The organism is Archangium lipolyticum, assembly GCF_024623785.1.
GTDB lineage: Bacteria > Myxococcota > Myxococcia > Myxococcales > Myxococcaceae > Archangium > Archangium lipolyticum.
In genome coordinates, this window is the sequence record NZ_JANKBZ010000003.1 from 39991 (window position 1) to 52049 (window position 12059).

10 protein-coding genes are annotated in these 12059 nt (G+C 69.6%); 5 read left to right on the forward strand and 5 right to left on the reverse strand.

The window, feature by feature from the left end; translation table 11 throughout:
• Positions 1–120: 120 nt before the first annotated feature.
• Positions 121–1557, reverse strand: a complete 1437-nt coding sequence (locus tag NR810_RS07280; protein ID WP_257449401.1) for a GuaB1 family IMP dehydrogenase-related protein — start codon at positions 1555–1557, stop codon at positions 121–123.
• A gap of 78 nt (positions 1558–1635) precedes the next feature.
• On the opposite strand from NR810_RS07280, the gene NR810_RS07285 reads away from it, so the two are divergent.
• Positions 1636–2406: an ABC transporter ATP-binding protein gene (locus NR810_RS07285; protein ID WP_257449403.1), complete on the forward strand. Its 771-nt coding sequence runs from the start codon at positions 1636–1638 to the stop codon at positions 2404–2406.
• Positions 2403–4136: a putative ABC exporter domain-containing protein gene (locus tag NR810_RS07290; protein ID WP_257449405.1), complete on the forward strand. Its 1734-nt coding sequence runs from the start codon at positions 2403–2405 to the stop codon at positions 4134–4136. Before NR810_RS07285 ends, NR810_RS07290 begins: the two co-directional genes overlap by 4 nt.
• A gap of 2 nt (positions 4137–4138) precedes the next feature.
• Here the strand turns inward: NR810_RS07290 and NR810_RS07295 are convergent, their stop codons facing one another.
• Entirely contained in the window at positions 4139–4438 is a 300-nt protein-coding gene (locus tag NR810_RS07295) for a hypothetical protein (RefSeq protein ID WP_257449407.1), read from the reverse strand.
• 113 nt (positions 4439–4551) lie between these two features.
• Between NR810_RS07295 and NR810_RS07300 the strand changes: the two genes are divergently transcribed.
• Entirely contained in the window at positions 4552–7830 is a 3279-nt protein-coding gene (locus NR810_RS07300; protein WP_257449409.1) for a serine/threonine-protein kinase, read from the forward strand.
• A gap of 41 nt (positions 7831–7871) precedes the next feature.
• Here the strand turns inward: NR810_RS07300 and NR810_RS07305 are convergent, their stop codons facing one another.
• On the reverse strand, positions 7872–8222 hold the full coding sequence (locus NR810_RS07305; protein ID WP_257449411.1) for a hypothetical protein: 351 nt from the start codon (positions 8220–8222) through the stop codon (positions 7872–7874).
• 80 nt (positions 8223–8302) lie between these two features.
• On the opposite strand from NR810_RS07305, the gene sppA reads away from it, so the two are divergent.
• Both sppA and NR810_RS07315 read left to right on the forward strand, forming a co-directional pair.
• Positions 8303–10021, forward strand: a complete 1719-nt coding sequence (sppA, locus tag NR810_RS07310) for a signal peptide peptidase SppA (protein ID WP_257449413.1) — start codon at positions 8303–8305, stop codon at positions 10019–10021.
• Between the two features lie 12 nt (positions 10022–10033).
• On the forward strand, positions 10034–10603 hold the full coding sequence (locus NR810_RS07315) for a TFIIB-type zinc ribbon-containing protein (RefSeq protein ID WP_257449415.1): 570 nt from the start codon (positions 10034–10036) through the stop codon (positions 10601–10603).
• Between the two features lie 81 nt (positions 10604–10684).
• Here NR810_RS07315 and NR810_RS07320 read toward each other — a convergent pair whose 3' ends face one another.
• Together NR810_RS07320 and NR810_RS07325 are read right to left on the reverse strand one after the other, a co-directional pair.
• Positions 10685–11425 carry a hypothetical protein gene (locus NR810_RS07320; RefSeq protein ID WP_257449418.1) on the reverse strand — a complete coding sequence of 247 codons (741 nt, stop codon included), beginning with the start codon at positions 11423–11425 and terminating at the stop codon, positions 10685–10687.
• A 13-nt stretch (positions 11426–11438) separates the two neighbouring features.
• Positions 11439–12035, reverse strand: a complete 597-nt coding sequence (locus NR810_RS07325; protein ID WP_257449420.1) for a hypothetical protein — start codon at positions 12033–12035, stop codon at positions 11439–11441.
• Positions 12036–12059: the final 24 nt, after the last annotated feature.

The following is a 12059-nucleotide window of genomic DNA, read 5'->3' on the forward strand; positions in this document are numbered from 1 at the left end:
GCCGAGGCCCTACTGCCCGTAAATACGCAAAGTGGCCGCGGTCCACGCCCATCCCGCACGGCCAGTCAACCGCTCCGGGGGGTAAAGTATCGGAAATCGAGGAAGAAGTGTGGGGTCCACTCACCAACTCGTGCGCACCGGGCGGCCTTCCTCATAGCCCGCCTGGCTCTGGACTCCCACCACTGCGTTGTGGTGGAACTCTTCCAGTGTACGTGCACCTGCGTAGGTGCAGGCGCTGCGCACGCCCGCGATGATGTGGTCGAGGATGTCCTCGACGCCGGGGCGGTCGGGATCCAGGTACATGCGCGAGGTGCTGATGCCCTCCTCGAAGAGCTCCTTGCGGGCGCGCTCGAAGAGGGACTCGGTGCGGGTGCGGGCCTTGACGGCACGCTGGGAGGCCATGCCGAAGTTCTCCTTGTAGAGGCGGCCGTCGCTGTCGCGCTGGGTGTCGGCGGGGCTCTCGTAGGTGCCGGCGAACCAGGAGCCGATCATCACGTTGGCGGCGCCGGCGGCGAGCGCGAGCGCCACGTCGCGCGGGTGGCGGATGCCCCCATCGGCGCAGATGTACCGGCCGAGCTTGCGCGCCGCCTCGGCGCAGTCCAGCACGGCGGAGAACTGGGGCCGGCCCACGCCGGTCATCATGCGCGTGGTGCACATGGCGCCGGGGCCCACGCCCACCTTCACCAGGTCCGCGCCGGCCGAGATGAGATCGCGCGTGCCCTCGCGGGTGACGACGTTGCCGGCCATGAGGGGGACGGTGGGGGAGAGGCCGCGGATGGTCTCCACCACCTCGAGCATCTTGCGCTGGTGGCCGTGCGCCACGTCGATGACGAGCAGATCCGTCCCCGCGCGCAGCAGGGCCTCGGCCTTGCCCTTCACGTCGCCGTTGATGCCGATGGCCGTGCCGATGAGCAGGTGGCCCTTCGCATCCAGGGCGGGCTTGTAGAGGGTCGAGCGCAGGGCACCCTTGCGCGTCACCACGCCGATGAGCCGGCGCCCGCGCACCACGGGAGCGCAGCTGAGCCGCTTGCTGGCCAGGCTCTCGAAGATGGCCTCGAGCGGCGTGCCGTCCTCGAAGGAGACGGGCTCGGGGGACATCACCCGGTGGAGCTGGGTGAAGCGATCGAAGCCGGCGGCATCGTTCTCGGTGAAGACTCCGACGGGCTCCTGCTGCTCGTTGACGACGATGACGGCGCCATGGGCGCGCTTGTGGATGAGGTTGAGCGCCTCCTGGATGGTGTCGCCGGGCCGCAGGGTGATGGGCGTCTCGTAGATGGGGTGACGCGACTTCACGAAGGCGATGTTGCTCTCGACGATGTCGAGCGGGATGTCCTGCGGCAGCACGGCGATGGCCCCGCGGCGCGCCACCGTCTCGGCCATGCGCTTGCCGGACACGGCCGTCATGTTGGAGACGACGACGGGGATGGTGGTGCCCAGGCGGTCGACCGGCGTCAGGTCCACGTCGAGACGGGAGCCCACCTCCGAGCGGCCCGGCACCATGAAGATGTCGTTGTACGTGAGATCGTAGGGAGGCTTCTGGTCATCGATGAACCGCATGCACCCTCCAGGTGGCCATCATTGGAATCCACTCCGGCGACCGCGTATTTTGCTCCAGATGTTCTGCCCGAGGAGCGAATGACGACGCCCGTGTTGCAGGTGGAGGGGCTGGAGAAGACCTACGGAGAGGTGCGGGCCGTTCAGGGGCTGACGTTCCAGGTCGCCCCGGGAGAGGTGCTCGGGCTGGTGGGGCCCAACGGGGCGGGGAAGACGTCCACGCTGCGCTGCCTGGCGGGCATCCTGCCACCCTCGGCCGGGCGGGTGTCGGTGGCTGGACATGACCTGGGGACCTCGTCCGTGGAGGCCAAGCGGGCCCTGGCGTTCCTGCCGGACGAGCCGCGTCTCTTCGAGTACCTCACCGTCTGGGAGCACCTGAACTTCGTGGCGCGGCTGTATGGGGTGGAGGGCTGGGAGGAGCGGGCCCGGGCGCTGTTGGACGAGATGGAGCTCTCCGGCAAGGAGAAGGCGCTGCCCGGAGAGCTGTCGCGCGGGATGAAGCAGAAGCTGTCCATCGCGTGCGGCTTCCTGCACTCGCCCCGGCTCATCATCCTGGACGAGCCGCTCACGGGGTTGGATCCGCTGGCCATCCGGCGCATGAAGGGCTCGCTGCGCCAGCGCGCGGAGGCGGGGACGGCGCTGGTGCTCTCCTCGCACCTGCTGCCGCTGGTGGAAGAGCTGTGCCACCGGTTGCTCATCATCGCCGGAGGGCGGGTGGTGGCGCTCGGGACACTCTCGGAGATCCGCGAGCACCTCAGCGGGCCCGAGGGAGCGGAGGCGTCGCTGGAGGAGCTCTTCATCCGCATCACCAGCGCGGCGCCCGAGGCGGGGCCGGAGCGGGGGAGGCCGTGAGCTTCGCTCGCGCGGTGGTGTTCCTCTGGCTGGCGACGGCGCGCAACCGGGTGCTGCACCAGCTGCGGCGGCTGCGGCAGCCGAAGTACCTCGTGGGCGCGCTGGTGGGAGGGATGTACGTGTACTCCGTCTTCCTGCGGCGGCTGCACGCCGCGGGTGACGAGGGCATGCCCCAGGTGCCCCAGCTCCTCAGCCACTTCCTGTTCACGGCCGCGATGCTGGGGACGCTCCTCTCCGCCTGGACCCTGGGGCCGGACCGGCCGGCGCTGACCTTCTCCGAGACGGAGGTGCAGCAGCTCTTCCCCGCGCCCGTGTCCCGGCGGGGGCTGCTGCACTACAAGCTCGTGCGAGGCCTGTTCGGCGCGGTGATGGCGGCCTTCTTCGCCACGCTCTTCGTGGGCCGCGTGGTGACGAAGCACCCCGTGCTCTTCTTCCTGGGCACCAGCGTGACGCTCGCCACGGTGAGCCTGCACGTGATGGGGGCCTCCTTCGTGCGCACGCGGCTCGCCCGGCGCGGCGGGGTGGGGACGGCCTTGCGCTGGGGTGCGATCGCGGCCGTGCTCGCCGGGATGCTCGTCTCGGGGCTGTCCGCGCTGCGGGAGCTGCCCTCGTTCGATCCGGCGCAGCTGAGGGGCTCGCGGCAATTCGAGGGCTGGATCGCCACGGTGCTGGCCCTGCCGGCCCTCTGGCCGGGACGGTTGCTGGTGGCCCTGCCGCTCGCGGCGGATGCGTGGGGGTTCTTGAAGGCCCTGCCGCTCGGGCTCGGGCTGTTCGCCGTGCATTACGTGTGGGTGATGAGGGCCTCGGTGTCCTTCGAGGAGTCCGCGGTGCTCAGGGCCGAGGAGCGCGCGCGCCTCCGGGAGCAGCTCTCGCGGCAGGGAGGCCGTCCCACGCTCATCCGCGCGGGTGCGACGCCCTTCCGGCTGGCGTCCACGGGCCGACCGGAGGTGGCGCTCGTCTGGAAGAACCTCATCGCGGCGCGGCGGCTGGGCGGGGCGGGGCGGCTGCTCGTGGCGGGGCTGGTGGGAGGGCTGGTGGCCGCGATGATGTCGAGCCGGGGCGCGGCGGAGATGGTGGCCAACGTGCGCATGTTCATGGCCCCGGTGTGCGCGGGCATCGCGGTGATGTTGAGCTTCTTCGGGCCGTCCGCCCTGCGCGTGGATCTGCGCATGGATCTGCCCCGGATGGAGCAGCTGCGGGCGCTGCCGCTCACCGGGCGGCAGGTGGTGGCGGCGGAGATCGCCGCGCCCGCGCTGCTGCTCGGGGGGACGCAGGTGGTGCTCGTGCTGGCGGCGATGGTGCTCTCGGTGTGGCAGGGAGGCGCGTACGCCGTGCTGTGGGCGGCGGGTGGGCTGGGTGCCATCTGGGTGCTGCCGGCGGTGAGCCTCGGTGGGCTCTTCGTGCAGAACGCGGCCGTGGTGCTGTTTCCGGCCTGGCTGCCGCCGGAAGGTGAGCGGGTGCGCGGCATCGAGGCGCTCGGCCAGCGGTTGCTGACGCTGGCGGGCACGCTGGTGGTGCTGCTGGTGGGGATGCTGCCCGCGGCGATCGTGGCGGGGCTGGTGGCGCTCGTCCTGGACCGGTTCCTGGGCTTCGGGGCGTGGGCGCTGCCCTTCGCGGGGTTCGTCGCGGCGGCGGTGCTCGTGGGCGAGGTGGCGCTGGGCGTGATGGGGTTGGGTCACGCCTTCGATCGGCTCGACGTATCGCGCGAGGGGCCCGAGACGAGCTCTTGAGCTCAGTGGGGCCCGACCGGGCCCGGAGGCGGCGAGGACAGCGTGCGCACCACCAGCGAGCGGCATGCCGAGCACACCACGCCCGCGCGCTCCCAGTGCACCTGTTCCTCCAATTCCTGGGGGGACTCCGGGCTCTCCTCGAGCTGCTTCAGGAGCGAGGAGAGCTCGTCCGCCGAGCCTCCGCCGGGCGTGTCGAGCACGTCCTGCTCACCCTGGAGGACGAGGGTGAAGCGGTAATACACCTCGCTCGCGGCGATGATCCGCCCGCACGTGGCACATGTCTTCGATCGAGGGCCGGTCACGAGATGGGACAGTAGCCCGAGTGCCGGCGGCAAGTTTACCCGGGGGGGGCTACCCACCCGCGGCGTTCCGATGAGAACCTGTCCCCATGCACGGTGACGACGAGACGGCCTCCATGATGGCCGACACAACCCTCACGTCTCCACCACGGAGGGACGGGGCGGAGGACCTGTCCTTCCCGGTCCCAGGATGGGACCGTTACCAGCCCATGGGGTTCCTCGGGCAGGGGGGCATGGGACGGGTGTTCCTCGCCTATGACCCCGGGCTGCGCCGCCAGGTGGCACTCAAGTTCGTCCGCGACGACCACCCCGATCTCACCCGGCGTTTCCTCGCCGAAGCTCGCGCCCAGGCCAGGGTGGATCACGAGCGCGTCTGCAAGGTGTATGAGGTCGGTCAGGTCGACGGGAAGGTCTTCATCGCCATGCAGTACGTGAAGGGCCGGCCACTGGGCGCTCTCGTGCACGAGCTCACCGTCGAGCAGAAGGCCCGGGTGCTCCGGGACGCGGCCCTGGGAGTGCACGAAGCCCACCGCGCCGGCCTCATCCACCGCGATGTCAAGCCCTCCAACATCATGGTGGAGAGCGGAGAGGACGGTGTCCTCAGGCCCTACGTCATGGACTTCGGACTGGCGAGCGACTGGAAGGAGAGCGAGACCGTTACCGGCACCGTGCTGGGAACTCCCCACTACATGGCCCCCGAGCAGGCGCGCGGAGAAGTCGCCCGGCTGGATCTCCGGGCGGATGTCTATAGCCTGGGTGCCACCCTCTACGCCCTTCTCACCGGACAGCCTCCCATCCAGGGCGACAACGGCCTGGAGGTGCTCAACAACCTCGCGACCGTCGAGCCGCGCCCACCGCGTGCGCTGGACCGGAACATCCCGCCAGAGTTGGAGGCCATCACCCTCAAGTGCCTGGAGAAGGAGCCCTCCGCCCGCTACGACTCGGCGCGTGCCCTGGCCGAAGACCTCGACCGTTTCCTCGCGGGCGAGCCCGTGCTGGCGAGAACGGGCCCCGGGTACCGGCTGCGCAAGCGGTTGCACAAGCACAGGCTCCTGCTCTCCGCGGCCACCGCCGCGCTCCTCGCCCTGGCCCTGGCCGTGGGCTGGGGCGCCCTGGCCCGCCGCGAAGCCTCCGAGCGCGAGCGCCTCGCTCGCCACTTCACCGAGCTGGTGGAGCGCATCGAGTCCAGGGTCCGCTTCTCCGCGCTCTCCCGTCTCCACGATGCGCGGGAGGAGCGTCAGGCCATCCAGGACATCCAGGCACGGATGGAGGAGTTGGAGGCGGAGATGCGCCAGGGCGGCGAGCAGGCGCTGGGACCGGGGCACTACGCGCTGGGACGTGGCGCCCTCGCTCTCGGAGACCCCGAGAAGGCCCGTGAGCACCTCGAGTCCGCGTGGCAGCACGGTTTTCGTGAGCCACGGGTCGCCTATGCGCTTGCCCTCGCTCTGGGGCAGTCCTATCAGGAGAAACTCCTGGAGGTGGAGAAGCGCTTCGGGGACACCGACGGGCGGGAGTCCCGGGAGTCTCTGTTGAGAGACATCGAGAGCCGCTATCGCGACCCAGCGCTCGCGTACCTCGAGCTGAGCCAGGGAGCCGAGGTGCCCTCGGTCGAGTACGTCGCGGCACTCATCGCCTTCTACGAGGGCCGCCTCGACGACGCCCTGGCCCGACTGGACGCAGTGAGCGGCAGACTGCCCTGGTTCTATGAGGCCCCCAAGTTGCGCGGGGACATCTTCGTGGCCCGGGTCTACAGGCATTGGCGCGAGAACAACTTCGACAGGGCCAAGGCCGACCTGGAGGCTGGCAGGAAGGCCTACGTCGCCGCCGCCACCATCGCCGAGAGCGCCCCTGCCGTGCACAAGGGCCTGGCGCAACTCGAGTTCACCGAGATGCTCATGCAATACGAGCTCGATGGCGACATGATGCCCTTCTATACCCGGGCCCAGGACGCGCTCATGCGGTGTCTCGCGGTCGCACCCGATGACTACATGTGCTGGGTGGATCTGGCACGCCTGCACGTCCGCCTGGCCCATAGAAGAAAGCAGGAGACGGAGGAGGTCATCGCGAAGGCCATGAAGGCCGCCGAGCACGCCCTGGCTCTTGCCCCCGCGCGGAGCGAGGCCCGGATGGTCCTGGCGAGCAGCTTCAAAGAGCTGGCGCGCCACCGCCAGATCCTTGGAACGGATCCTCGCGAGCAATTCCGCAAGGCCGCCGACTTGCTGGAGAGCATTCGCCCGGAGGACCGGGGTCCTGGGTTTCACAAGGAGCGCTTCGGGCTCTTCGATGGCCTGGCCAGGTACGAGAATCAAATCGGTGAAAACTCGCTGGGACACCTGGACCGGGCCATCCAGGAGATGCAGGCGGTCCTTGCCACCGATGCTCGCGATTACGATGCCTGGGCAAACCTCGGCTGGGCGTACCTCTCCCGAGCGTACGACCGCTACAATCCCGAGCCGGATCGCGATCTGGCGCAGGCCCTGCTCGCGTGTGACAAGGCTCGGAGCATCGACCCCAAGCGCATTTCGTCATATGTGAGCGCGGGTACGACCTACGTGTTCCGGGCCCGGCGGCTGAGCAATCGTGGTGGGGATCCCGTGCCAGACCTGGTGAGCGCCCGGGATCAGTTCCGGCAAGCACTCACCCTGGAGCCCAAAGCGTCATGGCTGCACTACTCCATGGGGGAGGTGTTCCTGGAACAGGCGAGAGATGCCTGGGCGCGGGGCGGAAATCCCTTTCCTCTGCTGGACGAGGCCCGAGCGTCCGTCGAACAAGCCATCAGCAACTCGCCGAGGGATGATGACGCCCCCCTCGGCCGCGGAATGCTGCTCGCTCAGCGCGCCCGTTATCTGCGCGCTCGCGGTGAAGATCCGGGCCCGAGTGTGCGCGAGGCCGAGGAAGTCGTGAAACGTGGCCTCGAACGGTGGCCGGACTATCATCGCGCCTCGTTGATCCTGGGCTCGGTCCTCGTCATCCGAGCAGGCTTCAACGTCGACCGCGGACGCGCTCCCGGACCGGACCTCGCACGCGCCGAGGAGGAGCTCCGCCAGGCGCTGGCGAAGGAGCCCGCCAACGCGGAAGCGTGGCTTCAGCTCGGCGAGGCACAGTCGCTCAGCGCCACGTGGCAAGCGCGCAGTGGAAAGGCTCGGGCCGAGGACTTCGAGGAGGCGACGAAGTCCTATGAACAGGCGCTCGAGCTGGCACCAGGCGAGCTGGAATATCTCCTGCGGCTCGGCCAGCACTGCTACAGGTGGGCCACCTGGCAGAAGAAGGCGGGAGGGGAGTACGGCCCGGTATTGAAGCGCGGGCTCGAGCTGGCCGACCAGATATTGAAACTCCGGCCCGACTGGCGCGAGGCGCAGGACCTTCGGGGCAAGCTGCTCCGGTCAAGCCAGTAGGCTGCAAGCCCGATGAGCCCCCCGTGTCCCACGGGGAGCGACTACTGCTGCTCTTCCTCGCCCTCGCGGGAGCTGGAGACGCCGAACACGTTGGCCTCGGCCATCTCCTTGGTGGTGTTCCTGTACGCGCGCCAGGCGAAGGGCGCCACACCCGCGAAGATGATGCCGACGAAGCCGATGGCCATCCAGGGGATGGGCTCTTCCTTGATCTTCACATCCCTGCCGTAGGAGGTGATGTTGTACTTCGGACGGGAGCGAGCGGCATCGCGCTCCTGCTGGGATTCCATCCCATCGCCCTGGAAATCCTGGAGCTGCCGCCGCTGGGCGAGGGCGGCACCGCCAGTCACGAGCACGAGGACGGCCAGCAGACGCGAGAAGGGGGGGAGACGCATGGCCGCGCAGCCTACCACGACCGTACAGGTGTGCAGAACAGGGCTTGCGCCGCCCGCGCCGGTCCATTAGGCGCGGACCCGTGCGCCTCCTCCTGATCCCCTTGATCAATCTGTTGTTGCTGTTGCGGACCCTCCTGGGATTGCCCTTCCGCTTCCTGGCATCCCGGAGCCGGCCCGCGTACATCCGCTTCCGGCTGGCGGGGGACCCCCCCTACCGCGAGCCGACCCGCCGGCCGCGCCTGCCCCTGGGGCTCGGAGGGCAGGGCCGTCCGGAGCCGGCCACGGTGACCTCGCTGGAGGGCTTCCGGGAAGCGCTGGAGCTCCTGGCGAAGGACCCGAAGGTGAAGGGCATCCTGGTGGAGCTGGAGGGGTTGGAGGTGCCTCCGGCGAAGCGGGAGGTGCTGGTGAAGCTGCTGGAGGGCTTCCGGGCGGCGGGCAAGCGGGTGGTGGCGTGGGGGGTGAGCGTGAACAGCCTGGAGTACCAGGTGATGTGCGCGGCGGACGAGGCGCTCCTGTCTCCGGCGGGGCGGTTGGAGCTGGTGGGCTACGCCGCGGAGGCCACCGCGCTGGGCGAGGGCCTGGAGCGGATCGGCGTCAAGGCGCACTTCTTCCGGCGGGGCGATTACAAGACGGCACCGGAGCTCTTCACGCACCCGCGCGTGTCGGACATCCAGCGGCAGACGATGGAAGCCTTCCTGGACGAGCGCTACACGGAGCTGGTGGACACCGTGGCGAAGGGGCGCAAGCGCACGCCGGAGGAGGTCCGGGCGTGGATCGACGCGGGTCCCTACAGCGCGAAGCGCGCGGCGGCGCAGGGGCTCATCGACGGGCTGTGCAGCGAGGCGGACCTGCCCGAGCGGTTGGGGAAGAAGCGCGAGAAGGACGGCGAGGAGGAGGAGGACGAGGGGCTGGAGCCGATGCCGGTGTACCGGGCCGGGCTGGTCTGGCCGCGGGTGCGCTGGCGCCCGTTGAGGTTGAGGCCCCTGCTGGGGGTGGTTCCACTGACGGGGATGATCGTCCCGGGGAAGGGTGGGGCGGGACCGGGTCCTCAGCGGGTGGGCTCGGACGCGGTGGTGAAGGCGGTGCGCGCGGCGGGGAGGAACCGCCGGGTGAAGGCCGTGGTGCTGTACGTGGCGAGCCCGGGAGGCTCGGCGGTGGCCTCGGAGATCATCCTGGAGGCGGTGCAGCGGGTGGCGAAGAAGAAGCCCGTCATCGCCTTCGTGGACCGGGTGGCGGCGAGCGGCGGCTACATGGCGGCGCTCGGCGCGAAGGAGATCTGGGCCACGCCGCACGCGGTGGTGGGCTCCATCGGCGTGTTCGCGGGGAAGTTCGATGTCTCGGGGCTGCTGGAGCTGCTGGGGGTGCGCCGCACGCTCATCACCCGAGGGGAGAACGCGGGCATCTTCTCTCCCACGCGGGGCTTCACCGAGCACGAGCGGGCCTCGATGGAGGCGGAGGTGGAGGAGATCTACCAGGCGTTCCTCGAGCACGTGGCGAAGGCGCGAGGCCGGACGAAGGAGGAGATCCACCAGCTGGCGGAGGGGCGGGTGTACAGCGGCACGCGGGCGCTGGGGGTGGGGCTGGTGGACAAGACGGGGGGCTTCGAGGAGGCGTGCCGGTACGCGATGGATCTGGCGAAGGTGCCGGCGGAGCGCTTCGACCTGCGGCTCTTCGGGGGAGGGGATCGGCGCTTGTCACTGTTGAAACTGTTGATGGGAGGAGCCCAGACGGGCGTGTATGCCTTCTGCCCGACGGCGTGGGATCTCCAGGGCTTCGGGGAAGGGGAGCGTTTCGAGTAACCTCGGCCCTGAATGGCGCGCCCCTGTCCCCTCTGCGAGAACGAGCTGCTGCGGCCCCTGCGCGTCTCGGACGTGGAAGTGGACACCTGTCCCCGCTGTCACGGGCTGTGGTTCGACGCGGGGGAGCTGAACCGCTTTCCGGACAGGCCCGCGACGCGCACGTTCCTGGAAGCGGCGCGGCGGGCGCCCTCGCGGTGCCGGAAGCGGGGCCACCTGGTGCCGCGCGAGCAGGACGCGTGCACCACGTGCCGGAGCGAGCCGGTGTCCTGCCCATCCTGCGGCTCGAGGCTGGCGCTGGTGGTGACGAGCGCCTGTGCCATCGACGTGTGCCCGCGATGCGAGGGAGTCTGGCTGGACGCGGGTGAGTTCGAGCTGTTGGAGGGAGTCACCAATCCCCAGGCGAGGCCGGCGGGCGAAACCCCACCAGTGGCGGCCCTGAGGTGCTCGGCGTGCAGGAAGGGGCTACAGCCGAGGGACGCCTTCGCGTATGAGGGCGACGTCTACTGCGCTACCTGCCGTCCCCCGGGCGCCATCCAGTTCACCGTGCGAATCCCCTCTCCCTCTGGGAGAGGGCTAGGGTGAGGGTCTTTCCACGGTGGGTAACCCGGGGGTCTATACCCTCACCCCGTCCCTCTCCCAGAGGGAGAGGGGTGAGGGGTGAGCTCACCTGGTCGCGGTGGGTGAGCCTTCCTCGACTCGGGTCACCAGACCGTCCGTGATGAATACCCGGCGCTTTCCTCCCGGGTACGACCACTCCTGCTTCACCTGCTGGCCGTCCAGCGTCCGGCGGATGCTCTCCGGTCTTCCCCAGGACATCTCCACCGCCGCCTCCGGCATGTACTCGATGACCTTCTTCTGCTTGATCGCCTCCTGGAAGCGCGGCTGGAACTTCGTCAGCCTCGGCGCCGGATCGTGATTCAGCAGGTGCCGGTCCACCTCCGCCAGGAAGTCCTCCTTCGTCTTGATCATCGGCGGCAGCACCAGGATGACCGGCGGTCCCTGCGGCGCTCCCTCCACCTCCAGGTACACCCAGGGCTGTGTACGCGGCGAGTACAGCACCCGCTCGGCCATCACCCAGGCCGTCGGGAACTCCACCTTCAGCACCCGCACCTTCGTGCCCGCGGGCGCCAGGTGCTGCACCGGGCCGGGGTTGATCGGGTTGCCCTTGGTGTCGTTGAGCAGCCGCACCTCCTCGGGCGGGTAGGGCGTCAGCAGCCGCTTGGACGCATCCCCGAAGAACGGCGTGATGTAGCTGGAGGCCTTCAGGTAGCGCACCGCTCCCGGGCCGGTGGACAGGTCTTGCTGCACCCTCGTCCGATCCTCCGCGCTGAGCTGGGTCTGGCTCGCGCAGCCGGTGAGCAGTGCCAGGGGGAAGAGGACGAGCAGGGCGAGGAGTCTTCTCACGGTGGGGCCTCGATCAGAAGGTGAAGGCGAAGGCGCGGGTGGTGATGGTGGGCGCGTCCCGTCCGCCCGTGACGTCCGAGACGAGCACCGCCTTCTGGCGTGTCTCCTCGACGATTCGCGGGCCGCCCGCCTTGCCCAGGGCGTCCACTCCCTGGATGACGTGCGAGATGAGCAGCGCGAGCCCTCCCAGCCCCCAGAACCAGCCGCCCAGGACGAACCTGAACACGCTGCTCACCACGATGATCGCCAGATCCACCACCAGGAACAGGATGAAGCCGTCCCGATCCCTCGCCACCAGGTGGCCCGTGCCGAAGCCGATGATCAGCCCCAGCACCAGCGCGAGGATCTGCCGCGTCTCCGCGTCCACTCCGCCTCCCGTGTCCAGGGGCAGGGGCGCGTTCGCGAGGCCGAACCGCATCGCGTCCGTGATGCGCAGCGGCGGAGTCTCGGAGGGCTTGAAGGTGGCCGCCAGCTCCAACCCCTCCAGGAGCCGCGCGTGGCGGCCTTCCAGGGAAGCGGCGAAGGACACCGTCGGATCGGCACCAGGGACGGCCGACTCGGCGGTGGGGGTGACGGCCAGGAACGACGCGAGCAGCAGGGGAACGACCATCGGGCGCACCTCGGCGTAGACGAC

Coding starts and splice junctions, on each gene's coding strand:
- NR810_RS07280 (WP_257449401.1), bottom strand. CDS start 1,557: ATGCGGTTCATCGATGACCAGAAGCCTCCCTACGATCTCACGTACAAC.
- NR810_RS07285 (WP_257449403.1), top strand. CDS start 1,636: ATGACGACGCCCGTGTTGCAGGTGGAGGGGCTGGAGAAGACCTACGGA.
- NR810_RS07300 (WP_257449409.1), top strand. CDS start 4,552: ATGATGGCCGACACAACCCTCACGTCTCCACCACGGAGGGACGGGGCG.
- NR810_RS07305 (WP_257449411.1), bottom strand. CDS start 8,222: ATGCGTCTCCCCCCCTTCTCGCGTCTGCTGGCCGTCCTCGTGCTCGTG.
- NR810_RS07315 (WP_257449415.1), top strand. CDS start 10,034: ATGGCGCGCCCCTGTCCCCTCTGCGAGAACGAGCTGCTGCGGCCCCTG.
- NR810_RS07325 (WP_257449420.1), bottom strand. CDS start 12,035: ATGGTCGTTCCCCTGCTGCTCGCGTCGTTCCTGGCCGTCACCCCCACC.